The sequence below is a fragment of the Enterobacter asburiae genome (assembly GCF_008080435.1).
In the GTDB taxonomy this organism is placed as follows: domain Bacteria; phylum Pseudomonadota; class Gammaproteobacteria; order Enterobacterales; family Enterobacteriaceae; genus Enterobacter; species Enterobacter asburiae_C.
The window spans coordinates 571,252-595,127 of record NZ_VRKN01000001.1; the positions used below are offsets into that span (position 1 = coordinate 571,252).

Annotated in this window: 27 protein-coding genes; 5 read left to right on the forward strand and 22 right to left on the reverse strand. The window is 56.4% G+C overall.

The window, feature by feature from the left end; translation table 11 throughout:
* The first annotated feature begins 25 nt into the window (after positions 1–25).
* Positions 26–1,339 (forward strand): MFS transporter, encoded by a 1,314-nt coding sequence (locus FU672_RS02715; RefSeq protein ID WP_148242031.1) that lies wholly within the window; start codon positions 26–28, stop codon positions 1,337–1,339.
* Positions 1,336–2,124 (forward strand): substrate-binding domain-containing protein, encoded by a 789-nt coding sequence (locus tag FU672_RS02720; protein WP_148242032.1) that lies wholly within the window; start codon positions 1,336–1,338, stop codon positions 2,122–2,124. Before FU672_RS02715 ends, FU672_RS02720 begins: the two co-directional genes overlap by 4 nt.
* Here the strand turns inward: FU672_RS02720 and psrA are convergent.
* The 20 genes from psrA to flgB all read right to left on the reverse strand — a co-directional run bounded on the left by psrA (position 2,099) and on the right by flgB (position 21,028).
* Entirely contained in the window at positions 2,099–2,998 is a 900-nt protein-coding gene (gene psrA / locus FU672_RS02725) for an L-proline-binding transcription factor PsrA (RefSeq protein WP_148242033.1), read from the reverse strand. The two genes, FU672_RS02720 and psrA, sit on opposite strands and share 26 nt — an antisense overlap.
* Before the next feature lie 111 nt (positions 2,999–3,109).
* Positions 3,110–3,622: a chemotaxis protein CheW gene (locus FU672_RS02730; protein ID WP_148242034.1), complete on the reverse strand. Its 513-nt coding sequence runs from the start codon at positions 3,620–3,622 to the stop codon at positions 3,110–3,112.
* The gene (gene cheA / locus FU672_RS02735; protein ID WP_148242035.1) at positions 3,619–5,547 is read right to left on the reverse strand and encodes a chemotaxis protein CheA; all 1,929 of its coding nucleotides are present in this window, start codon (positions 5,545–5,547) and stop codon (positions 3,619–3,621) included. The genes FU672_RS02730 and cheA overlap by 4 nt, the downstream gene beginning before the upstream one ends.
* Positions 5,534–6,439 carry a flagellar motor protein MotB gene (gene motB / locus FU672_RS02740; protein WP_148242036.1) on the reverse strand — a complete coding sequence of 302 codons (906 nt, stop codon included), beginning with the start codon at positions 6,437–6,439 and terminating at the stop codon, positions 5,534–5,536. Before motB ends, cheA begins: the two co-directional genes overlap by 14 nt.
* On the reverse strand, positions 6,436–7,332 hold the full coding sequence (gene motA / locus FU672_RS02745) for a flagellar motor stator protein MotA (RefSeq protein ID WP_148242037.1): 897 nt from the start codon (positions 7,330–7,332) through the stop codon (positions 6,436–6,438). Before motA ends, motB begins: the two co-directional genes overlap by 4 nt.
* 83 nt (positions 7,333–7,415) lie before the next feature.
* Complete coding sequence (flhC, locus tag FU672_RS02750) at positions 7,416–7,991, reverse strand: flagellar transcriptional regulator FlhC (RefSeq protein WP_148242038.1); 576 nt, start codon at positions 7,989–7,991, stop codon at positions 7,416–7,418.
* 1 nt (position 7,992) lies between these two features.
* A complete protein-coding gene (gene flhD / locus FU672_RS02755; RefSeq protein WP_148242039.1) occupies positions 7,993–8,343 on the reverse strand; it encodes a flagellar transcriptional regulator FlhD in 351 nt (116 codons plus the stop codon).
* 361 nt (positions 8,344–8,704) lie between these two features.
* The gene (gene fliA, locus FU672_RS02760) at positions 8,705–9,430 is read right to left on the reverse strand and encodes an RNA polymerase sigma factor FliA (RefSeq protein WP_148242126.1); all 726 of its coding nucleotides are present in this window, start codon (positions 9,428–9,430) and stop codon (positions 8,705–8,707) included.
* Positions 9,431–9,588: 158 nt separating this feature from the next.
* Positions 9,589–11,214 carry a methyl-accepting chemotaxis protein gene (locus tag FU672_RS02765; RefSeq protein WP_148242040.1) on the reverse strand — a complete coding sequence of 542 codons (1,626 nt, stop codon included), beginning with the start codon at positions 11,212–11,214 and terminating at the stop codon, positions 9,589–9,591.
* 38 nt (positions 11,215–11,252) lie between these two features.
* The gene (gene flgL / locus FU672_RS02770) at positions 11,253–12,164 is read right to left on the reverse strand and encodes a flagellar hook-associated protein FlgL (RefSeq protein ID WP_148242127.1); all 912 of its coding nucleotides are present in this window, start codon (positions 12,162–12,164) and stop codon (positions 11,253–11,255) included.
* 10 nt (positions 12,165–12,174) lie between these two features.
* Positions 12,175–13,815, reverse strand: coding sequence for a flagellar hook-associated protein FlgK (gene flgK, locus FU672_RS02775; protein WP_148242041.1), 1,641 nt, complete (start codon positions 13,813–13,815; stop codon positions 12,175–12,177).
* Between the two features lie 93 nt (positions 13,816–13,908).
* The gene (gene flgJ / locus FU672_RS02780; protein ID WP_148242042.1) at positions 13,909–14,829 is read right to left on the reverse strand and encodes a flagellar assembly peptidoglycan hydrolase FlgJ; all 921 of its coding nucleotides are present in this window, start codon (positions 14,827–14,829) and stop codon (positions 13,909–13,911) included.
* Positions 14,829–15,956, reverse strand: a complete 1,128-nt coding sequence (locus FU672_RS02785; protein ID WP_148242043.1) for a flagellar basal body P-ring protein FlgI — start codon at positions 15,954–15,956, stop codon at positions 14,829–14,831. Before FU672_RS02785 ends, flgJ begins: the two co-directional genes overlap by 1 nt.
* Before the next feature lies 1 nt (position 15,957).
* Positions 15,958–16,671: a flagellar basal body L-ring protein FlgH gene (locus tag FU672_RS02790; protein ID WP_148242044.1), complete on the reverse strand. Its 714-nt coding sequence runs from the start codon at positions 16,669–16,671 to the stop codon at positions 15,958–15,960.
* Positions 16,672–16,720: 49 nt separating this feature from the next.
* Positions 16,721–17,503, reverse strand: a complete 783-nt coding sequence (gene flgG, locus FU672_RS02795) for a flagellar basal-body rod protein FlgG (RefSeq protein WP_148242045.1) — start codon at positions 17,501–17,503, stop codon at positions 16,721–16,723.
* A gap of 22 nt (positions 17,504–17,525) precedes the next feature.
* Positions 17,526–18,263, reverse strand: a complete 738-nt coding sequence (locus FU672_RS02800; protein ID WP_148242128.1) for a flagellar basal body rod protein FlgF — start codon at positions 18,261–18,263, stop codon at positions 17,526–17,528.
* Between the two features lie 9 nt (positions 18,264–18,272).
* Positions 18,273–19,472 carry a flagellar hook protein FlgE gene (gene flgE, locus FU672_RS02805; RefSeq protein WP_148242046.1) on the reverse strand — a complete coding sequence of 400 codons (1,200 nt, stop codon included), beginning with the start codon at positions 19,470–19,472 and terminating at the stop codon, positions 18,273–18,275.
* Positions 19,473–19,493: 21 nt separating this feature from the next.
* Positions 19,494–20,198: a flagellar hook assembly protein FlgD gene (locus FU672_RS02810; RefSeq protein WP_148242047.1), complete on the reverse strand. Its 705-nt coding sequence runs from the start codon at positions 20,196–20,198 to the stop codon at positions 19,494–19,496.
* A gap of 8 nt (positions 20,199–20,206) precedes the next feature.
* On the reverse strand, positions 20,207–20,611 hold the full coding sequence (flgC, locus tag FU672_RS02815; RefSeq protein ID WP_148242048.1) for a flagellar basal body rod protein FlgC: 405 nt from the start codon (positions 20,609–20,611) through the stop codon (positions 20,207–20,209).
* 6 nt (positions 20,612–20,617) lie between these two features.
* Positions 20,618–21,028, reverse strand: coding sequence for a flagellar basal body rod protein FlgB (flgB, locus tag FU672_RS02820; RefSeq protein WP_148242049.1), 411 nt, complete (start codon positions 21,026–21,028; stop codon positions 20,618–20,620).
* Between the two features lie 240 nt (positions 21,029–21,268).
* On the opposite strand from flgB, the gene flgA reads away from it, so the two are divergent.
* From flgA to FU672_RS02835, 3 genes are all read left to right on the forward strand, one after another.
* Complete coding sequence (gene flgA, locus FU672_RS02825) at positions 21,269–21,967, forward strand: flagellar basal body P-ring formation chaperone FlgA (RefSeq protein WP_148242050.1); 699 nt, start codon at positions 21,269–21,271, stop codon at positions 21,965–21,967.
* Between the two features lie 72 nt (positions 21,968–22,039).
* Positions 22,040–22,333, forward strand: a complete 294-nt coding sequence (flgM, locus tag FU672_RS02830; protein ID WP_148242051.1) for a flagellar biosynthesis anti-sigma factor FlgM — start codon at positions 22,040–22,042, stop codon at positions 22,331–22,333.
* A gap of 17 nt (positions 22,334–22,350) precedes the next feature.
* The gene (locus FU672_RS02835) at positions 22,351–22,794 is read left to right on the forward strand and encodes a flagella synthesis protein FlgN (protein WP_148242052.1); all 444 of its coding nucleotides are present in this window, start codon (positions 22,351–22,353) and stop codon (positions 22,792–22,794) included.
* 342 nt (positions 22,795–23,136) lie between these two features.
* Here the strand turns inward: FU672_RS02835 and fliT are convergent, their stop codons facing one another.
* Both fliT and fliS read right to left on the reverse strand, forming a co-directional pair.
* Complete coding sequence (fliT, locus tag FU672_RS02840) at positions 23,137–23,457, reverse strand: flagellar protein FliT (protein WP_148242053.1); 321 nt, start codon at positions 23,455–23,457, stop codon at positions 23,137–23,139.
* The gene (gene fliS / locus FU672_RS02845; protein ID WP_148242054.1) at positions 23,450–23,857 is read right to left on the reverse strand and encodes a flagellar export chaperone FliS; all 408 of its coding nucleotides are present in this window, start codon (positions 23,855–23,857) and stop codon (positions 23,450–23,452) included. Before fliS ends, fliT begins: the two co-directional genes overlap by 8 nt.
* Between the last annotated feature and the right edge of the window lie 19 nt (positions 23,858–23,876).

Sequence of the window (23,876 nt, forward strand, 5' to 3'; positions counted from 1 at the left end):
CGTCAACAATAAACTGGAGATAACCATGTTTTCCTCAACCTCACCTGCAACCGTACGCTCGAAAGCGGGCGCGATACTTCGCGTGACGTCCGGCAACTTTCTTGAACAGTTCGATTTCTTTCTTTTCGGCTTCTATGCCACCTACATCGCCCACACGTTCTTCCCGGCGAGCAGTGAATTTGCGTCGCTGATGATGACCTTCGCCGTCTTCGGCGCGGGCTTTTTGATGCGGCCCATCGGGGCCATTGTGCTTGGTGCGTATATCGACAAGGTGGGGCGCAGAAAGGGGCTGATCGTCACGCTTTCCATCATGGCGGCGGGGACGTTCCTGATTGTGCTTATCCCCTCTTATCAAAGCATCGGCCTGTGGGCGCCGCTGCTGGTGCTGACGGGCCGTCTGCTGCAGGGCTTTTCCGCCGGGGCAGAACTGGGCGGCGTCTCTGTTTATCTGGCTGAAATCGCCACGCCGGGCCGCAAAGGGTTTTACACCAGCTGGCAGTCCGGCAGCCAGCAGGTTGCGATTATGGTCGCGGCGGCAATGGGCTTTGCCCTAAATGCCCTGATGGAGGAGAGCGTCATTCGCGAATGGGGCTGGCGCATCCCGTTCCTGTTCGGCTGTTTAATCGTACCGTTTATCTTTTTCCTGCGCCGCAAGCTGGAGGAGACGGAAGAGTTCAGCGCGCGCCGCCAGCATCTGGAGATGCGTCAGGTCTTTAAAACGCTGCTTGGCAACTGGCAGGTGGTGGTCGCGGGCATGCTGATGGTGGCGATGACCACCACCGCGTTCTACCTGATCACCGTCTACGCCCCCACCTTTGGCAAAAAGGTGCTGATGCTCAGCGCCTCGGACAGCCTGCTGGTCACGCTGCTGGTGGCGATTTCTAACTTTATCTGGCTGCCGGTGGGCGGCGCGCTGTCGGATCGCTTCGGGCGCAAGCCGGTGCTGATTGCCATGGCCCTGCTGGCGCTGGCGACCAGCTACCCCGCCCTGACGCTGCTGGCGAGCGCCCCCAGCTTCTCGATGATGCTGAGCGTGCTGCTGTGGCTCTCCTTCCTCTACGGCCTGTATAACGGCGCGATGATCCCGGCCCTGACGGAGATTATGCCTGCTGAAGTGCGCGTGGCAGGGTTCTCTCTGGCTTACAGCCTGGCAACGGCGGTCTTTGGCGGCTTTACCCCGGTAATGTCCACCGCGCTGATTGAATATACCGGTGACAAAGCTTCGCCTGGCTACTGGATGAGTTTCGCTGCCGTGTGTGCCCTGCTGGCGACGCTCTACCTCTACCGCCGCCGCGCGGTATCGCTGCAAAACACCGTCAAGTCACAGGGGGCAGTATGAAACGCACTTATCGCTATACCGCCAGCGCGCTGGTGCTGACGTTCCTGAGCGTCAATGCCTGTGCCCAGGACGTGAAGGTCATGATTTCAGGCGGCTTCAAAGCCGCCCTTGAAAAGCTGGCCCCGGAATATGAACGCCGGACCGGGGATAAAATTGTGATCATCCCCGGCCCCTCAATGGGCACGACGCCGCAGGCGATCCCAAACCGACTGGCGCGCGGCGAAAAAGCCGACGTGGTGATTATGGTGGGCGATGCGCTGGAGAAGCTCGAAAAAGCCAGCCAGACCCAGCCGGGTTCACGAACTGAACTCGCGGACTCTCCCGTTGGCATGGTGGTGAAAAAAGGTGCGGATGTCCCTGATATCAGCAGCGAAGCGACTCTGCGTAACACGCTGCTGCAGGCCAGCTCCATCGCCTACTCTGACAGCGCCAGCGGCAGGTATGTCAGCCAGGCGTTGTTTAAAAAGCTGGGGATTGAAAAGGAAGTGGCGGGCAAAGCGACAATGGTCGAGCGTATTCCGGTCGCCTCAGAAGTGGCGAAAGGAAAATACGCCGTCGGTTTCCAGCAGGTCAGCGAGCTGCTGCCGGTTCAGGGCGTCACCTTTATCGGGAAAATCCCTGATAATCTGCAATACATCACACGCTTCGCGGGTGCGGTCACCCGCCATGCAGAACATCCCGCGGAGGGGAAAGCGCTGCTGGCCTATCTCGCTTCACCGCCCTCAAGGGCCGTCATCCAGGAGACGGGGATGATCCCCGTCACGTCCGGCGATACTGCTCGGTAATCTGTTTTTCCAGTTCAGCCGCAATATAGGACTGGATGCGCCCCCGGCGCCGGATAAGCCCCACGGTGCGTTTCACTTCCGGCGCCATCAGCGGCAGATGCGTCAGCAGCGTGTGCTCTGACGTCGGCATCGACATGGCGGGAACGGCAGCAATGCCGATCCCCGCCTCTACCATGCCGAGCATCGTGGTAACGTGGCGCGTTTCGCAGACGCTGGGGCGTTCAGGAATGATATTCCCTAGCATCCGATCGAGCAGGTTACGGTTACCTGATGTTTTATCGAGGGAGATATAATCCTGCTGATAAAATGCCTGCCACGTCAGATGACTCTTCTGCGCCAGCGGGTGATCCTTTCGGCACGCCGCAACATAGACATCCTCCACCAGCGGGAAAAATTCGATTTCAGACGGCAAGTTTCCCGCGAAGCAGATGCCAAAATCCGCCTGGCTTCGGGCCACGGCGTCAATCACATTCCCCGCGCTGCTGTCGATGAGCTTAATGCGAACGCGCGGATAGCGAGACTGAAAACGACGGATCACATCAGGCATAAAGTAACAGGCGGCGGAAGGTACCGTGGCAACCGCGATCAGCCCCGTCCGCTCTTCACTGACTTTATCAACATCCGCCAGCATTGACTCAACGTTGTCGAGCAGCTGCGCGGAGCGTTCAGCAAAGTTTTGCCCGTATAACGTTAAGGCCACGCGACGGGTAGTACGGTCAAACAGCCGGTTTCCCAGCGCCGCCTCCAGCTTTTCAATCCTGCGGCTCAATGCCGACTGGGAAAGGCAGATAGACTCGGCGGCAAGACGGAAGTTACCGTATTCCAGCAGCGCTCTGAAAGCGTAGAGATCGTTGAGGTCAAAATTGACAGGCATAGTATCTGGCACACCTTAGCGCGTTCTGAATACAGGAGGATTCATAATAGCGGCTTATGAATTAGCGGCAACCTCCGCAGGGGGGTCACCGCCGGTGTGCGCGTTGCAACCTCAATGGCTGTCGATATAAGACTCCGTAACCGAATCCACCAGCTCCATCTCTTCCCGGCTCAGCAGCATCTCGATATTCACCAGAATAATCATTCGACGGTCGAGAACCCCCAGTCCCAGCAGGTAGCGGGAAGAGAGTACAGAGGCCACGTCCGGCGTCGGTTTGATCTGCTCCGCATTCATTGACAGCACATCCTCCACGCCGTCGACCACGATCCCCACAACGCGATCGTTAAGATTGAGCACAATCACCACCGTGTTGTCATCCTGCGACGGGTTGGGAAGGTCAAAGCGCACCCGTAAATCGACAATCGGCACAATCACGCCGCGCAGGTTGGTCACACCGGTAATAAAATTCGGTGCGTTGGGAATGCGGGTCAGGCTATCGCAGCCGCGGATTTCCTGCACTTTCAAAATATCGATGCCGTACTCTTCGTTGCCCAGGCGGAATACCAGGTATTCCTGCGCGATAGCGTCGGTTGCGGCGAGTTTACTGGCGGTTGCTACAGTCATGCGTTTACCCCCTCCCTCCGGGGTTGTGGAGCGTTGAGCGTCGACAGCTCAACCACATCAAGGATCAGCGCCACGCTGCCATCCCCGAGGATGGTCGCTGCAGAGACGCCAGGAACTTTGCGGTAGTTATGTTCAAGGTTCTTGACCACCACCTGCTGCTGACCGATAAGCTGATCGACCCACAGCGCATAGCGACAGCCCGCGCTTTGCACAATAACCACGATGCCGTCGTCGGCAGGAGCATCACCCGCCACCGAGAGACGCTGACGCAGCAGCACCAGCGGCAGATATTCACCGCGCACCTGCAGCAGCCGCTCTTCGCCGACAAAGCGACACAGCATCTCTTCGGTTGGCCGCAGCGATTCCATCACCGCGCCCAGCGGCAGGACGTAAATCTCGTCTCCGGTTTTCACCAGCATGCCGTCGAGGATCGCCAGCGTCAGCGGCAGAATAATCCGGATGGTCGTCCCGGTACCCGGTGTCGAAAGCACATCCACGTGCCCGCCCATCGCCAGAATATTGCGTCGAACCACGTCCATGCCCACACCGCGCCCGGAGACGTCCGTCACGCTCTCAGCGGTGGAGAAACCGGCGGCGAAGATCAGCATCCACACGTCTTCATCGCTCATGGTGTCGCTGATGGTCATCCCCTGAGAACGGGCTTTCGCGAGGATTTTCTCCCGGTTCAGCCCCGCACCGTCGTCGCTCACTTCAATCACGATATTGCCGCCGTGGTGTTCGGCCGAGAGCGTCAGGTTGCCGGTCACCGGTTTGCCTTTTGCGACGCGCACCTCTTTCTCTTCGATGCCGTGGTCAAGGCTGTTACGCACCAGGTGAGTCAGCGGGTCGATAATGCGCTCGATCAGGCTCTTATCCAGTTCGGCTGACCCCCCTTTAAGGGTCAGTTCGACCTCTTTATTCAGGCGAGAGCCCAGATCGTGCACCAGCCGCGGGAAGCGGCTAAAGACGTAATCCATCGGCATCATGCGAATGGACATCACCGACTCCTGCAGCTCGCGGGTGTTACGCTCCATCTGCGCCACGCAGCCAGAAAACAGATCGTAGCTGGCAGGGTCAAGGGTGCGCGACAGCTGGGAGAGCATCGCCTGGGTGATAATCAGCTCGCCAACCTGGTTGATGATCTGATCGACTTTACTCACCGCCACGCGAATGCTGCCCGATTCCTGACCGGCCGCGCGCGCTGGCGAAGCGACGGCTTTAGGGGCAGCCACAGGTGCGCTTTCGGCCACCACGGTCGGCGGCAGTTCAGCGGGCGTGACCGCAATCTGAGTGGCATTCAGGACGAAACAGAGCACGGCGGTAATATCGTCCGCGGTGGCGCTGGTCAGCAGCGTCACCTTCATGCTTTCAGCCGTCGTTTCAACGTCAGCAATGCTGCCCATATGCGACAGCTCTTCCCGCAGCATCGTCTGTTCACGCGCGTCAACGTTCGAAAGCGTGACCAGAAGGCGCACCTCATCGGCGGCATTTTTCGCCTGAACCGGCGCAGGTTCGGGTTTTGCGACGGATTCAGGCTGCTGCCCTTCAAGGGCAATGGCTCTCAGGGCCTCGCAGATATAGCGGAAACTGGCTTCATCTGGCTCCTGCGACGACTGATAAGCCTCCAGTTGCGCTTGCATAATGTCCTTACATTCCAGAAAAAGATTAACGATGGTGCGGCTGAGCGCACGTTCTCCTGCTCGCGCCTGATCGAGCAGATTTTCAAGCAGATGGGTCGTCTCCTGAAGGGCGGTGAAGCCGAAGGTCGCCGCGCCGCCTTTCAGCGAATGCGCCGCACGAAAAATCGCGTTGAGCTGCTCCTGGTCCGGCGTCGTCACATCAAGCTGAAGCAGCTGCTGCTCCATTTCGGCCAGCAGTTCTTCCGCTTCGGTAAAGAAGATCTGCGAAAAATCATTCATGTCCATCGGTATAACCCTGCACGTTTTGCAGATTGATCTCACTCAACACGCTTTGCGCACGCTGAGCCTGGGTGTCCTCCAGGCGGATCTCCTGTTCTTTCGTTTTGCTCAGCACCAGGATGCTTATCCGGCGGTTAACCGCGCTCTCCGGGGGCGTATTTTCCAGCGGCATCCGGCTGGCGGTGCCAATCACGCGTAAGAAACGCTCATCGTGAAGTCCGGCCCGCACCAGCACCCGGCGCGCGGCGTTTGCGCGTCCGGCGGAGAGTTCCCAGTTGCTGTAACCCCCGTCGCCGCCCGCATAGGGCAGCGAGTCGGTATGTCCGGTCAGACTAAGTGCATTCGGAAGCTCCTGAAGCAGCGGCACCAGCGCCTGCAAAATGCCGTTCATGTAAGATTCCGGCAGCTCGCTGCCCACGCGGAACATCGGGCGATCCTGAGAATCGGTGATCTGGATCAGCAGGCCATCGTTGGTGAGGTTCAGCAGAATGTTGGATTTAAAGTTGTTCAGCCGCGGATCGGCTTCGATCATTTTTTGCAGCTTCTCTTTTGCCTGCTTCAGGCTTTCAACGCGCTTGTGTCGGTCCACCGCGTTGACCTGACTCTTCAGCACCTCACCCTGCTGCTTGAGAATGTCATCCCCACCGCCGGGAATGACGCTGTCGCTGAGGCTGGTTTTGTTGCCGTTTGCCATGGACGGTTTAAGCGGCATGCGGAAGTAATCGGCAATCAGCTCCCTTTCCATATCCGTCGACTGGGAAAGCAGCCACATGACCAGGAAGAAAGCCATCATTGCCGTCATAAAATCGGCATAGGCAATCTTCCACGTCCCACCGTGATGCGCGTGCTTTTTCTTTTTGCGCTTACGCGAAATGATGACAGGCGTGACGTTTTTCATGCAGCAGTGTCCGCCGATTTGGTTTTCAGCGTGGCGTTGGACTTCACTTCGCGGACATGCTCTTCCAGCTCTTCAAATGAAGGGCGCTCGCTGGTAAAGATGGTTTTACGTCCGAATTCGACGGCAATCTGCGGGGCATAGCCGTTCAGGCTGGAGAGCAGCGTGACTTTAATACACTGAAGAATTTTAACCTGATCGGAGCTTTTCTGACGCAGCAGGGTCGCCAGTGGCAGAACGAAGCCGTACGCGATCAGAATGCCGAGGAAGGTTCCCACCAGCGCGTGGCCAATCAACATGCCCAACTCCGCCGCCGGGCGGTCAGCCGCGCCCAGCGCGTTCACCACGCCCATGACCGCCGCCACAATACCGAAAGCCGGAAACGCATCCCCCACCGTATTGAGGCTATGGGCAGGGACTTCCAGCTCTTCTTCGCAGGTTTCGATCTCTTCATCCATCAGGGCTTCGATTTCATGGGAATTCATGCTGCCGCCGATCATCAGGCGGAAATAGTCGAGGATGAAGTTGGCGAGCATGGGGTCGCTCATCAGGCGGGGATAGGCGCTAAAAATATCGCTGTTTTGCGGATCTTCAATGTCTTTTTCCAGCGACATGAGTCCGTGCACGCGGCTTTGAGACAGCAGCAGAAACATCAGCGCCATCAGATCCATATAAACCGCTTTGTTATAACGCTTACCAATGAAGACTTTGACCAACGCTTTCCCGGTGGCCTTCAGGGATTTAACGTTGTTACCAACAATAAACGCCCCTACCCCGGCGCCGCCGATAATCAGCAATTCCAGCGGCTGGAACAGTGCCATCAGATTCCCGCCGGACAGAATAAAACCACCAAAAACGGTCAGGATGACAACAAGATAGCCAACAATAACTAACACACACTCTCCTTTTACTTTATCTGACCGATGCCGGTTCTCCCGGCATCAGGTAAACGCCATCTTGCGCACAGCCGTCATCGGGGTTACGCCGTCATAATTTCCGGCGAGACATAGCTTCCCAACAGCCCGGTGTTACTCACCTGGGACTTTTTCAGTGCACGCGACGGCGGACTGCACAAACTGCAGGTAAATGGGTTCTTAATAAATTCAGTGGTGACAACAAATCCACCGCCACAGACGTTGCAGGCTTTACGGGAAATAATGCCGCAGTCGATAAATCGTAATAATGTCCAGGCACGCGTCAGCCCCAGCACCGGTTTATCATCGGAACAGGAACTGCACTGCTCCAGATAAAGACGATAGGTTTTCATCAGCATTTCAATGGGACGCCCCTGTTCCGTATTTTTCAGATACAGGTAAATGTTGTAGAACATGGAAGAGTGAATATTCTGCTCCCACGACATAAACCAGTCTTCTGAAAACGGCAGCATCCCTTTCGGCGGTGGACAGCCGCGTAATTCTTTATATAAACGCAGAAGACGGCGACGACTGAGCGATGTTTCCGACTCCAGCACCTGCATTCTCGCCCCGAGTGAAATTAATCCCATGGCGATATTCACTTCTTCAATTTCCTGCAACAGACTTTTTTCACCGCACATATTATGCCTCCTGCGCTGCGACAGCATCTTCTTCGCTCAGCGCGTTCAGAAGATTCGTTGACAAAATAATACCGGTGTGGATCTGCTGCAGGGCTTCAATACGAGAATCCTTGGTCAGATTTTCAATAACCACTTCATCATCGACACGCAGACGACAAATAAGCTGATTAGTCGTTGCCAGCTTCATTAATTGCGGCAGCGAAAGTTCTTTCAGGTTATCAATGGTGCCTTCAGATAATCCGAGGCGAAAACCGGCCGCAAATTTATCCTGGCGAATCAGCTGCTGCGCCAACAGAAGATAAGACAGATTTATGTCATGAATATTTTGCAGGTACTCGTCGAAATTGGACACAGGTGAAAACTCCCAATGTTATTCAGCCAACGATTTGGCATGTCAGTTTAGAGATATAAAACAACCGAACTGATGCAGAGAGTCTTTTGGCATTGATATTCACTGAAGTAAGGTTTCCTTCCCCAGTAAATGAGAAACTGACCGTTCAATGCCAAAGGAGGCTGCATCACAAAACTGGCAAAATCATAAACACTAAGTATTTTCCGAACAAGTGGCGGAAATTTCCGCAAATCCTTCGATTACATACAACTCATTGTTTTGTAATTAAATTAACCATTATTAAACGTTGTTAAACCTTACGGTTAATGGTTAACGCTGCGCGATTTACCTCATTAAAGCTGTGAATGTTAATATGCTGTAATTATTTGCAATCGGCTTCCATGCGGCTTCTTAACCTTTTTACGGCCAGACTGTGTAACTGACTGACGCGCGTTTCAGTAATGTCCAGAATCAGGCCAATCTCTTTCATGTTCATATCCTGAAGATAATATAACTGCAGTAAAAGCTGCTCTCTTTCGGGAATAAACGCAAAATGCCGGGTGATCTGTGCGATCAGATCCTGCCGGATAGCATCATGAACAGGATTAAGCTGCTCGTTTTCGTCATCAATATTTTCCCAACTGTCGGCATAGTTCTCCTGTAACTCATCCACGGAATACATCTGGCTGCTGTTATTATCCGCGAGCATCTGCTGAAATTCTTTCAGCGATACGCCCATCCGCTGCGAAATATCGGACTCGGTGGCTTCGCCGCCTTTCTCCTGTTCGATCTGCTGGATAATGGCCACAATTTCACGCGAATGGGTTCTGACCCGGCGGGGTACCCAGTCACTTTCCCGCAATTCATCCAGAAGCGCCCATTTCACCCGCTGGGTTATCCAGGCGCTGAGCGCCACGCCTTTTTTCGGATCAAAGGTCTCTACTGCACTTAAAAAACCCATCGATCCGGCCTGAATTAAATCATCAAGTTCGACGCTGGCAGGAAGTCGCTTATGTAAACGCAATGCTTCCTGCCGCACAATATAATGATATTTCGACCAGACTACCGATTTATCTTCCAGCCCTTCGGCCGTATAAATACCATCCACGATTACATTCCACCTGACATTCTCTGTGAGAATTATCCGGTGAAACGGCGCATTCAAATAGTGCGATAAGCCTTTATAAAAATGCGCATTCTGTTACTTCATTTTAGCTGGCGTCCCGTTACATTATAAGACGCCATGAATGACGCTAATTAACAGAATTAAAACGTTTCCCACTGTGCAAGGGCATTTTCTTTCTGGTGCTGCGGCTTATTCGATACGGCGGCGACATTCACCACCGCACTTTCCTGATTGAGCCTGAACTGCGCGACCAGTTTTTCCAGCGCATCGGACTGGGCTTCCAGTTCACCCGCCGCCAGCGCAGCCTCTTCAACCATCGCCGCGTTCTGCTGGGTCACCAGATCCATTTCGTTAACCGCCTGCGAAATCTGGTTGATGCCCGCACTCTGCTCGTCCGATGCCGACGTGATTTCGCCCATGATCTGCGTCACCTGCGACACGGAGGTAACAATGTCCTGCATCACGGTGCTGGCCTGCCCTACCTGACGCGAACCGATATCAATATTGCTCACGCTGGTGTTGATAAGCTGGTTGATCTCTTTGGCCGCATCGGCGCTACGTTTTGCCAGGTTACGCACCTCTTCCGCGACGACCGCGAAGCCGCGTCCTTGTTCACCGGCACGCGCCGCTTCCACCGCCGCGTTCAGCGCCAGGATGTTGGTCTGGTTGGCGATGCTGTCAATCACGCCGTTAATGTCCGCAATCTGGCGTGAACTGGTGGTGATCTGCGCCATGATCTGCTCCAGGCTCTGCATCACTTCCCCGCCGTTATGCGCGTTGTGGCTTGCGCTTTCCGCCAGTTCCCGCGCCGCGTGGGCGTTGTCGGCGTTCTGGCGAACGGTGGTTTTGATCTGCTCCATGCTGGCTGCCGTTTCCTGGAGGGCTGCCGCCTGCTCTTCCGTACGGGAGGAGAGATCGTTATTGCCGTGAGCGATTTCCTGGGCGTTGGTATGGATGCGCTGGACGCTTTCACGGATCCCCAGAATGGTGCCGGTCAGGGAGGTACGCATGGTTTCCAGCTCGGTCAGCATATTGCCAATTTCATTCTGGCTCCCGCTTTCAATCTCCTGACTGAGATCGCCCGCCGCCACACGACGCAGCATCTCTACCGTGGTTTCCATACGACGCACAAGGGTATGACGCAGCCAGAAACGAATGGCGAACAGCAGACCGATGGCCAGAATCATCACCACAATCCCGACAGCCAGCATGATCTGGTAGCCGCGTTCGGAGGCAAGAATATAGCTCTCGCTCAGGCGGGCGCTGGCATCGCTGTACTGATCCACCTTGTTACGCAGCGCGGTGCGCAGCTCCATATCGTGTTCCAGCGACCCGGAATACCCTGCCGGGTTTTGCAGGTAGCCCAGTTTCACTTCAGCAACCTTATATACCTCGTTAAATGCCGTATTGACCTCGGCAGCCAGACGGCTCTCTTCCGGGGTATTAAACGGCGAGGCCATAAACGCATCCATATTGCGGCGCGCAATTTTCACCACGTTCTGCGTGTGTTTGGCAACATTTTCCGAGACCGGGTTACCCAGCGCCGCCTGCAGCATCAGTCCGTTGGTATTGGCCATCACCGCGCTGATGTTATAGGCCGCATCGCGCATATGATCGTTATTATCAGCGGCGACGACAATACGTTTAAAATTATTGTTATTGGAGACGGCATCATAAACAGAGTAAACGGTGACGCCGAACAGCATGAACGCGAACAGGCCAATAATCAGGCTGATTGCGCTGTAAATTTTGAGTTTCGTTAACATAGTTTTTACCCGCCGCGAACGGCGGGTTCCGGCAGGGGTTAATTGGAAGACATATTAAAGAGGTTCATCGACTGCATTTTTTTGTAGACGAACATCGAGGCATTAAAGGCCAGCTCTGACATCTGTGATTCAGACACCAGCGACACCAGCTTGCTGGTATCGGAGCCAATCGCGTTCTGCACTTTGACAATGGTGTCATTGATCAACACATCGCCGGACAGATCCAGCGCATCAAGCTGCTGCAGGTTGGTGCCGAGCTCGGCCTGCGCTTCGCCCAGACGGTTAATCCCCTCATCTATCTCCACAATGGCGGCACTGAGTGCGGCATCCAGGTTAGCCTCATAATCTGGATCGGCAGGATCGGCGGTTAACGCGGCGACGGCCGCATCGAGCACCGTAAAGATGTCACCGAAGACGGTATTACCCAGATGGCCAACCTGCATTTCAGTGCCGTCGGCCACGGTTTGTCTGCGGGCTTCATCGCCCCCCTGGTAAACGCCGGCGTCATCAAATGCAGGAGTCGCGGTTTGAAAACCTGAGAAAATATAGTTACCACTGGCGTCACGGTTATTGGCCAGGTCCAGCAGATTGGCACGGATGCCCTCGATCTCCTTCCCCAGTGCCCGACGATCCTCTGCGGAATACGTGTCACTTTTCGCCGCGACAATTTTTTCCTTCAGCGTGGTGGTTAATAAATTTCCCACGCCGTTGAGAATATTGTCCTGGTGCTCCAGCGCACCACGGGTGCGGGAACGCACGTTGCTATACATCTCCAGCTTTGCCAGCGCGTCCTGCTGCTTTACCGCGTCGGTTGCCGCCGCCGGGTCATCCGACGCTTTCAGCAACGTTTTGCCTGCCGACATCCGAAGGTAGACGTCGTTGCTCTGGCTCATGCGCTTCGTCATGGTCTCCGCGCTATTTTTATACATATACAGCGTACTTAATCGCATCATCGGTTCCTTATCGGATTGACAGCAGGGCGTCAAACATATCGGTAGCGGTTTTCAGCAGCTGCGCGTTGGCGTTGTAATACTGCTTGAACATATCCATGTTGATGTACTCTTCGTCCATATTGACGCCGGAGAGGGCCTGTTTGGTGTCGTACTTGGTCTGGAAGTCGGTTTCGGCGCTGGCCAGCGCCGATTTTGCGCTGCGCGCGTTGTCACCGATGGTTCCCACCAGGCTGGCATAGGCTTCGGTGAGCGTGTTATTACCGATCAGCTTCTCATCCTGGATTTTCAGCATCTCTTCCAGGTTTTTGTTGTCGCCAGGCCCACCGTCTCTATCACCTGCAGCGGCAAAATCCTGGGCGCTGGTGATGGCCCGGGTCATACCTTCCGCTGCACCCGCCATCGGGTTGAGGGTGAAGCTGTCGCCATTGGCAAATCCTCCCCCTGAAATATCGATCTCAATCCCGTCAAATTTCAGTTTTCCAGTAGTACCGGTATCGACAGGTACAGTGCGTCCATCTTCCCCCGTGACCGTCCAGCCCCCCGCGCCATCGCTGGTGACGGTGTAGTTTTCCGATTTCACATTTTTGTAGTCGGTGACGGCAATTGCCTCCAGCTTGCCGGTCCCAGCGTTCTTCGCATTGGCATAAGCTTTAATATCCGCCAGGGAGAAGAGATCTTCGCCAGGATCTCCTTCCGACGTAAAGCCTGCCCTATTCTGCTCGTTCATGCGGTTCGCCATCGTAAAGGCGATCTGATCCAGCTCCTGTCGGGCAACGGTCAGGTCTTCATTGCGGAATTTAAACAGCCCGCCCAGACGGCCTTTGGTAATGCTGCTCTCATCCAGCGGCGAGGCTTTGCCGTTGGCATCCACATAGGAAACGATGGTTTTATTCGGATCGGAGTCCGACGGGGAGGTTTGCAACGTATACGATTTGTCACCGGAGACCAGAGGACGACCGTCAGACAGCAGCACATCAACACGGCCGGTCGTTTGGTCTTCCGTAACGGTGATGCCGATATGCTCGCTCATCTTTTCCAGCAGCGCATCGCGCTGGTCGAGCAGATCGGCTGGCGGCGCTCCATTACCCTGCGCGCGCTCCAGCTGTTTATTCAGTTCAGCCAGCTGCTGGGTATAGCTGTTGATATCTTTGGCACTCAATTCAATCTGCGTATTCGTGCTCTTTTCCAGCGCGGTCAGGCGCTTAGCGCTGGCGTTAAAACGGTTTGCCAGCGTACCGAGAGAGTTATACACCGCCGCGCGTGCCGGGCCATCCGCCGGGTCACCGCTCAGCGTCGCCATCGCTTTAAACATGTCGTTTAACGAAACCGAGACGTTATCTGACTCATCTGCCAGCATGTTATCGATATCCGACAGTTGCTCCATACGCCCCGCAAGCGACGCGTAGTGAGAAAGCGAACCGCGCATTTCGTTATTGGCAAAGGCGCTGTACGCACGCTCCACACCACCGGCGCGGGCGCCGTAGCCGAAAAAGCCCTGCGCGGTAGACATGCCGCCCAGCTCGCCAATGATCAGGCTGCGACGGCTGTAGGTGCCGGACATCCCGTTGGTCAGGTTATCGCCCGTTACGCGTAATGCCGCCTGTGCAACGCTGAGGCCGCCTCTCGCCAGGTTAAATAAGTTATTCATAAGATCCGGATATTCCCTGTTTGCAGGCCCGGGTTCGCATCCGGGCCAGAAAGTTCATGTCTCTGCTTATTTCATCGGTGATGGCAAAATTTTCTAAAAAATTTTGTCGAGATCGTGTTTGTAGGCGTTTATGCCCTGCTGAATGTCGCCTTTCACCTTCTGAATAATGGTGATGAGCTTTTTGGCGTAGGCCGGATCGGTGGCGTAGCCGCCCGCCTGCAGCGCCTTCGCCCCCTGCTCCGGCGAAGCGGACTGCACCACGCCGCGATAGCGCGGGTTTTTGGTCAAAAGCGTCGCGTAGTCAGAAAGGGCATGTTCATAGGAGTCGTAGACGCGGAACGCGGCTTTCACCTTCTGCTTCACGCCGTTGATATATTCCGTGGTGGTGATCTGCGTGGTTTTGCCGCGCCAGTCTCCCGTCGCCTTAATGCCGAACAGGTTGTGGCTCGGGCTGCCGTCAGCCGCCGGGATTTCGCGTTTGCCCCAGCCCGATTCCAGCGCCGCCTGCGCCAGAATCAAATGCGGATGCAGCCCGCTCTGCTGCGCAGCCTCCTGTGCCGGACGCAGCAGGCGCGCAATAAAGGGATGCGCGCCTTCGGCGGGTTTCGCGAACGAGACGGGGGCAGGCAGGCGCAGCGGGCCCGTTGCCGGTGCGGCGGAAAGCCCCGGCCGCAGAAAATCACGCCCCGGCGTGCTCACCACCGGCTCATCGCTGTCACCACCCAGCTGGCGGACGATAAGATCGGCAAAGCCGAGCTGACCACTCCCGGCAATGTTTTGTGCGACCTGCTGGTCGTGCATGGCGGTGTACATTTCGGACGACTGGCTGCTCAGCAAATCATCTTTAAAGGTGGCATCGCGCATGCTCTTCATCATCATCTGCACGAAAATCCCCTCCATCTGCTTCGCCGCCGCCTTCAGTGCGCCGGGCGTTTGCCGCCCGGCCTCCCGCTTCAGCGTGTCCAGCGAGCGGACGTCAAACGCAGGCTGGTCGACTTTATCAAAGGCGTTCATCAGTTCACCTCCAGCTTCGCCCGCAGACAGCCGGCGTTTTTCATCGCCTGCAGGACCGACATTAGCTCGTTTGGCGTGGCGCCCAGGCTGTTCAGGGCGCGGATCACGGCGTTGAGATCGGTGCTGCTGCGCACGTGCTGTAGCGAGCCGCCGCTGTCGCGTACCGAAATATCGGTTTGCGGCACGACTACCGTTTCTCCGCCGCCAAACGGCGTATCCGGCTGGCTGATAATGTTGTTCTGCATCACCTCCACCGTCAGCGAGCCGTGAGCCACCGCGCAGGAATCCAGCGAGACGTGGCGGTTCATCACCACCGAGCCGGTGCGGGAGTTAACGATCACCTTCGCGTCCTGTACGCCGACCTTCAGCGGGATGTCCTGAATATTGGCGAGGAAGCGCACTCGGGACGGGCCGTCCGGCGGCGCGAACAGGCGCACGGTACGGGCATCCTCCGGCACCGCCGCCCCGCCGCTGTAGCGCTGATTAATGGCGTCGCTGATCTGCTGTGCCAGCGAGAAATCGGTCTCGTTAAGCTGCAGCCGCACGATGCTCTGGGTGGCGAAATCGTTCGGCACCTCCCGCTCGACGGTCGCCCCACCGCTGATGCGCCCGCCGTTAAGCTGGTTAACCTGCACGCGGCTGCCCCCCGCCTGCGCGCCTGCGCCGGAAATGAGAATGTTGCCCTGCGCAATGGCGTAGATCTGGTTATCCGCCCCTTTCAGCGGGGTCATTAACAGCGTACCGCCGCGCAGGCTTTTGGCGTTACCGACCGAGGAGACGACAATGTCCAGCTTGTCGCCAGGACGGGCAAACGCGGGCAGCTCAGCGGTTACCATCACCGCCGCGATGTTTTTCAGCTGCATATTGGTGCCCGCCGGAACGGTGATCCCCAGCTGGGAGAGCATGTTATTCAGGCTCTGGCCCGTGAACGGAGCCTGCATGGTCTGGTCGCCGGTACCGTCAAGGCCGACAATGAGGCCGTAGCCCATCAGGGAGTTCGAACGCACGCCCTGCACCGTGGCCAGATCGCGAATGCGTTCCGCGTGTACCGCTTTCGGTACCGCCAGCATCATGCCGTAGAGCAGAATGCTGAGAAAAAACAGGATAGATTCTTTTTTCATGGTCATATCAGAAAGGAGAAAGGTTCAGGAACAGACGCTGCAGCCAGCCCATGTTCTGCGCTTCGTTGATGTAGCCGTTGCCGACGTACTCAATGCGGGCATCCGCCACCTGGGTGGACGGTACGGTGTTACTGCCGCTGATGGTGCGCGGGTTCACCACCCCGGAGAAGCGGATAAACTCGGTGCCCTGGTTGATGGCGATCTGTTTTTCGCCCACCACGCCCAGGTTGCCGTTAGGCAGCAGCTCTTTGACGGTCACGGTGATGGTGCCGGTGAAGGTGTTGCGCGCCGCCGCACCGCCTTTGCCGGTAAAATCATTTTTCCCTTCGGCTTCAAAATCAGCCTTGCCGTCGCCGAGCCAGCTGTTGAGTTTGGTCGGTACCGCAATCAGCCCCATCCCGGCCGATCCATTACGGTTGGCACTGGCGGAGGAACTTTTGCTGGCGCTCACGTTCTCCTGCAGCAGGATCGTCAGCGTATCACCCACGTTACGCGGGCGGCGGTCTTCGAACATTGGCTGATAGCCGTAGTTCATTCCCTGCCCTGCCTGAAACAGTGAGCCGCCGGTCGCTGCCGGTGCCATCGGTAATGGTGTTGCCGTTGTCGGGCCTTCAACAAGGGGCTTTTGCATGATGTGCGCGCAGCCGCCAAGCAGCAGCGTACTCGCCAGCAGCGCGCCACGTAGCGCGACGGCCGGGTTTTGCATAAAAAGTATGTTCATTTCAGTGTCGATAAAAAGTCTGGCCGCGTGAACGGCCAGAGAGAGGACATTACAGCTGAGAGAGGCGCTGCAGCATCTGGTCAGATGCCGAGACCGCTTTGCTGTTGATTTCGTAAGCGCGCTGCACCTGAATCATGGTCACCAGCTCTTCCGCCACGTTGACGTTGGAGATTTCCACGTAGCTCTGCTTGAGCGTACCGGCGCTCTCCATGCCCGGATTCAGCTCGTTCGGCGCCCCGGAGGACTGCGTCTCTTTGTAGAGATTGCCGCCAACGCTTTCGAGCCCGGCGTTATTGACGAAGGTGGTCAGCGTCAGCTGACCAATCTGCTGCTCTTCCGCCTGACTCGGGATTTTCACGCTGACGATACCGTCGCTGCCAATCGTCAGTTTTTGCGCATCCTGAGGAATAACGATACCCGGCTGAATGGGATAGCCTTCGGCATTCACCAGCTGTCCATCCGGGCTTTTGCCGAAATGACCGTCACGGGTGTAGGCCGTGCTGCCGTCCGGCATCTGCACCTGGAAAAAACCTTCCCCTTCGATGGCCACGTCATACTCATCGCCGGTCTGATTCATGCCGCCCTGCGTGTGGACACGCTGCGTGGAAACCGGACGCACGCCGGTCCCGAGCTGCAACCCGCTCGGCAGGGTGTTCTGCTCCGTCGACTGTGCGCCAGGCTGGCGCATGTTCTGATAGAGCAGATCCTGGAACACGGCGCGCTGACGCTTAAAGCCGTTGGTGTTGACGTTCGCCAGGTTGTTGGAGATGACGTCCATATTGAGCTGCTGTGCTTCCAGCCCGGTTTTTGCGATCCATAAAGAACGAATCATGTTGTGACTCCTTGGCGCGGCGTTAGCTCACGCTTAATAGCTGGTTAGCCTTCTGGGCGTTCTCGTCGGCGGTGCGGATCACCTTCATGTTCATGTCGAAGCCGCGAGAGTTGGCAATCATCGCCGTCATGGCCTGCACCGGACTGACGTTGCTGCCTTCGATGGCCTCCGGCGTCAGACGCAGGGTTTCATCCTGCGCCAGCGCGTCGCCGCCCGCCGTGCGAAACAGCCCGTCGTCGCCGTGAATCAGGCTGTTCATGTCGGCATTGACCAGCTTCAGACGACCGACCGGTACCAGCGCCGTGGGGTCATCCCCCATGCCGAGCGCCGAGACGGTACCGTCGCTGCCGATGGTGACATGGGACTGCGGCGGCACTTCCAGCGGCCCGCCGTCGCCCATCAGGGGACGACCGTTGACGCTCAGCGCCCCGTCCTGATCCACCTCAATGGCGCCGTTGCGGGTGTAGCCTTCGCTGCCGTCGTCTATGGACACGGCCAGCCAGCCGTTCTGCGGCAGCGCCACGTCCAGACTGCGGCCGGTGTGGGTGATCGGCCCCATGGTGGTGTCATGAAACGGGGTCGACTCCGCCACCAGGGCGCGGGTACGCAGGGTCTCCCCTTCAATGGGCACCGAGCGGAACGCCGCCAGCTGGGAACGGAAACCTGCCGTAGAGCTGTTCGCCAGATTGTTTGAGGTGACCGCCTGGCGGTTGAGCGCCGCATTCGCGGCACTCATGGCGGTATAAATAGCGCGATCCATCATTCCGCCTTAGCGCAGGTTAACCAGCGTCTGCAGAACTTCAGACTGGGTTTTAATGGTTTGCGAGTTGGACTGATAGTTGCGCTGGTAGACGATCATGTTGACCATTTCGTCGCCCAGGTTAACGTTGGAGGACTCCAGCATCCCGCCGCTGATATCACCGAAGCTGCCGGTGCCGGAGGTGCCGAGGAACGGCTGGCCGGACTGCGCGGTTTCTGCCCACAGGTTGTTGCCCTGCTGCGCCAGACCGCCGACGTTAGCGAAATCTGCCAGCACCACCTGCGCCACGGTCTGACGCTTGCCGTTGCTGTAGATAGCGATCACTTCACCGGTGTCGCTCACTTCATAGTTGTTGAATTTACCCGGCGCCTGACCGTCGATTTCGTCCAGCATCACCTGGGTATCGCTGGCATTTTGGGTAATATCCAGATCCAGATTCATATTCAGCGGCGCAGACCCGTTGTAACCCAACCCTTTGATGTTCAATGACACCGGCGCGGTAAGCTTGCCGTCGGTACCAAATCTAATCGTCGCTGTGGTCCATTCATCATCTGGTGCAGCGCCTGGTGCGGTCGAATCCTGGGCATGCACCTCCCACTCCCCATCACCGGTATGCACGTAGTACACCTTGATAGCATGCTTATTACCCAGGCTGTCGGTGGCGGTCACTTCACTCACATAGTTGTAGGTATCTGCATCGTCAGCATCAAAGTCTTCGGTGATAATTTTGTCATCGGACTTCAGGTTGCCGGTCACGGACCCTTTCGTCGATGCCGCTGGCGGCATATCGTCCTTTGGAATGCGGATCGGCCCCACCTGAGCGCCAGGGTTAATCACCCCGTCCGTCGCCTGATAGCCCGTTAAAAACATGCCGTTTGTTTTGTTGACGATAAACCCGTTCTTGTCCTGCTCGAACTGGCCGTTACGGCCATAGAAGACACTACCCGCTTCGTCGACCATACGGAAAAAGCCCCGTTCAGAGATCCCCATATCCAGTGCGGAGCTGCCGTTCATCAAGCCGCCGTCACCAAAATTCTGGTCAACGCCCGCAACCTGTACCCCCATCCCCGTTGAACCGGCAAAAATGTCGGCGAAGGAGACAGAGCCTGCTTTAAACCCTACCGTCTGAGAGTTGGCGATGTTATTACCCACCACATCCAGCGCTTTTGCAGCGGCACTGAGACCGCTAAGACCTTGTGAAAAACCCATAATTAATTTCCAGAAGTAAGATTATTTTTGAATAACGAACACTTTGCTCATCGGGATTGGATCGTGTTCCGAGAGATGCAGAATCGGCCCGCTCGGATCCATCGTGACGCCCTGTACCTGCTCCTGAACCAGACCAATCACTTCCGGCTTATCACCTTCCGGGTTCGAGGCTTCAAAGCTGATGGTGTATTCCCCGTCGCGCGGCGGCGCAGCCGGTTTGAACTCTTTGAGATCGTCAAGATTGAAGGTATTCATCCCCTGCTTAACGTTCTTCAGCTGGGCGGTGTAGGCATTCCCTTCGCTGTCTTCCAGCGTGACCGTCACCGTCTCGGCATCGCCCGTCAGCGCAAAGTTGAAATCATCCGAATTGCCCGGGATCTCCACCCCTTCCTGCATGATGCCGATACCCGATTCACCGAAGGAGACCTTCGCCTCGCCCTCAATCAGCACGCTGCGCCCTACCCAGGAGGAGGCGCTCATGCTGCCGAGCTGAATCATCATGGCCTGCACGCCCGCCACCGAGGTGTTGAGCTTCTCGACCCCGGCCGCCATGTTGAACTGCGCCAGTTGGGAAGTGAGCTGGTTGTTGTCCATGGGGTTGGTGGGATCCTGGTTTTTCATCTGTGCCACCAGCAGGGTCATAAACTGGTTTGACAGATCGGCCGCACTGCTGCCCGTGCCGTTGCTGCCGGAGCCGTTGTTGTTGTTAATCGAAGAGACCGCCATACGCGTCCTTACTGACCAAGGGTTAATGTTTTCAGCATCAGGCTCTTGGCGGAATTCATCACTTCCACGTTGGCCTGGTAGCTGCGGGAGGCCGAAATGGTATTCACCATCTCGTTCATGACGTTGACGTTTGGCATCCGCACGTAGCCCTGTTCGTCGGCCATGGGATTACCCGGCTCGTAGACCAGACGATCCGGCGCGCTGCTTTCCACCACGTCAGTCACCTGTACACCGCCGATCTCCTGGCCGACCGTGTTGTCGACGCTGAAGACGACCTGACGAGCGCGATACGGCTGACCGTCCGGCCCCGCCACGCTGTCGGCGTTCGCCATATTGCTGGCGCTGACGTTGAGGCGTCGGGACTGGGCGGCCATCGCCGACCCTGAAATATCAAATACGCTAAAAAGCGACATCGCTTATTACCCCTGACTGAGCACAGTCATCATTTTCTTAATATCCGCGCCCAGGAACGTCAGTCCTGACTGATATTTCACGGCGTTATCCGCAAAATTGACGCGCTCACGATCCATATCCACGGTATTACCGTCGGCACTCGGTTGATCCGGTATGCGATAAAGCAGCTGACTGTCGTCCAGCGGCATCGCTTTTCCTTCAATATGTCGGTTTGACGTTAATGACAGGGATACGGGAGATTTCGCCTGAGCATTATTTTCCATAGCGCTTTTTAACTGCTGAGGAAAATCGATATCTCGCGCCTGGTAGCCAGGCGTGTCGGCATTCGCGATATTCGAAGCCAGAATATCCTGACGGCGCGAAAGTAAACCTAACGCTTGCTGTTGAAAGCGAAAGGCGTCATCGAGTTTATTCATGACGTGAGGCTCCTGCCTTGCATAATTTTAAACTGCGATAGTGTAGTCAGCGCGGATGAATTATCACACTGCAAAGACCCGTCACAAATAAGCCTATTTAGGGAAATAGAAAGAGATAATATTTCGTTAAAAAAACGATGAATTTAAATGCCGTCAAAAGTGTCATTATTTAAGACAATAAAACCCCTGCCACTGCGTATATAATTTCGCCATCTCAATTTTTTCTATAAAGGCAATACGATGAAGTTTCCGTTATTCCGCGCGGCGGTTGCCGTATTACTCTGTTCGGCCACGGCTGCCGCCAGCGTACCGTCAACCCCTACGGCAAAGCAGCGCCTGATGCTGAAGCTCGATGCAGTGATTAAGCAGCCAGAAGACGGTAACGACATCGTACGCACCGCCACCCTGCTTGCCACCCCCACCCAACTGGCATCGGTGTGTGATAACCCGGAACTGAGCCTGGTGGGACGCGACAGCCGTCTCACCGGCAAGCGCACGGTGCTGGCCCAGTGCGGCGCCCGTCGTCACTTCCTGCCGGTACGCATCAGCGCCCAGGGCACGTGGTGGATTGCCAGCCAGAGCCTGCCCGGCGGCGCGATTGTCCAGCGCAGCGACATCGAGCCGGTGACCGGGATGCTGGACAACCAGCCTGGCGGCTTAATCTTCAACGCTGACGAGATCGTCGGCCAGCGCCTGACGCGCGCCATTACGGCCGGAAAACCGCTTCTGGAAAACCAGCTCCGCCAGCAGTGGCGGCTGCGCGCCGGGCAGACGGTTGACCTGGTCACCACCGGCGCGGGCTTTCGTATCCGCAGCCAGGGGAAGGCGCTGAACAACGCCGCCATTGATGACACGCTGAAGGTCAAAACCGCGGGCGGGCGCACCGTGAGCGGAAAAGTGGATGCCGACGGCCAGGTCCTGATTATTTCGCAACAATAAATTTTAGGTTTTCTGTGAACCACCGATGAAAGAAACATAGGTCACATAAAACGATTACCTGCGAGGACAACCATGAGCATTAACAGCAGCCAGAACACCGCCCCGATTGCGAAAATCGCCCCGACGCACGAGGTGCGCCACCGTAATCAGGCACAGGAAAACGGCGTTGTAGAAAAACACACCCAAAAGAGCGACACCACCGACGTTACCCTGAGCGCCCTGACGAAAAAGATCCAGACCGACGACAGCCGCGACGTGGATCACGTGCGCGTTGCCGAACTTCGCGCCGCGCTTGCGGCAGGTACCCTGCGCATTGAGCCTGAGAAAATTGCTCAGGCCATGGTGCAGGACATGTTCCAGTTTTAATTGTTGGCAGAACCGTTATGGATAAGCTTTACCCAATACTCACGCAGATGAAAACGTCTCTGGATGAACTGGAGGCGATCATGATTGAAGAGGTCAATCAGCTCAACCGTGCGCAGATCAACCCGGTTTCGCTGCAGGTGCTGGCCGATAACAAAAGCCAGCTGCTGTCGACCATTCAGTATTACGACGACATGCGCCGCCAGCAGGAGCAGCAGTGCTCAACGGAGGCCCCTTATTCTGGCCTGGGTAAGCTGTTTTCAAGCTGGCAGCAGGTCAGCGAAAAAGTGCGCAATTCCAGGGCGCTGAACCAGCAGGTGGAATCCCTGTTGCAGAGCCATATGAAAAAAAATCAGCATATTCAGAAAGCCATCGACCACGTGGGCAACGTGAATTCGCTTTACGGTCCGGCGGGGGAATCCAGCGTGATGCCTTCCGGTCGTAAATACAACATCAGTATCTGATCGTTCCTGTCTGCGTTGTCCTCTTTTGCCCGCCTTTGGCGGGCTTTTTTTTATCGTAATCCCCTCTCCCCAAAGTGTACGGTCCGGGTCGCCAAGGCGGCGGCGATTGAGCCGCCATGGCACGTTCACTGGTCATGTCGTTACAGAGTAGCAAGGAACGTAAAGTGAACGGAATCACCTCCAGAGCCGTATGTTCCCCCTCACCCCAGCCCTCTCCCTCAAGGGAGAGGGGGTCGTCCGTGCTGGCATTAGTCTCAGCCCCAAAAGGGAGAAGGATGAGAAGACGGTTCGGAACAGTCCCCTCTCCCTTTTGGGGAGAGGGTTAGGGTGAGGGGAAGATTTTTAAACCGCGGTATACGCTTTTGCGGAGGCGCTGGATTTGCGCAGGGAGGAAAGTTCGGTGCTGATCGCGTTCAGGCGGTTCTGAATCTCTCCGGTCAATAACGCATCGTGCTCTAACAGTTTTGCCAGCCGGGCGCTGACCTGCTTTTTATTGCGCTGCGCCAGCTGAGGCAAGTCGATCTCACACAGGGTTCTCATCCCCATGGAATAGGCGACAGATTCGTCCAGAAACGCGTCCCACTCCCCGTCTTCGGCCTGCTGGCGCAGTTTGGCATTGCTCGCCAGCAGCTCCTCAATGAGCATCATCACGTCGTTATCCATGTTTCACCTGCTTTTGCTGTGAGCTGATAAGCTGCCAGGTTTCCGACATGTCGGTCATCAGCGAGATAAGATGCGGCAGATGTTCACCCGATTTATTCAGGTTCGCCTCCAGCAGCGTGCGGGAGATGTATTCGTACAGGCTCTCCAGCTCTTCTGCAATCTTCCCGCCTTTTTCGTGATCCAGCCCGGCGCGCAGGCCGTTGTCGATAATGTTAATGGCGCGGGAGATCATCTCGCCGCGGCGCGCGATATTGCCGGTCTGGAAGTAGATTTCGGCACGCTTCATGGCGTTAATCGCCCCGTCATAGAGCAGGACGATCAGCTGGTGCGGCGTTGCGCCGCTTATCTGACTGTCCAGAGAGACAGCGGTGTAGGCACTGTTGCCCGTTTTGGTGTACATCGTCAAATCCTGCCGGGCA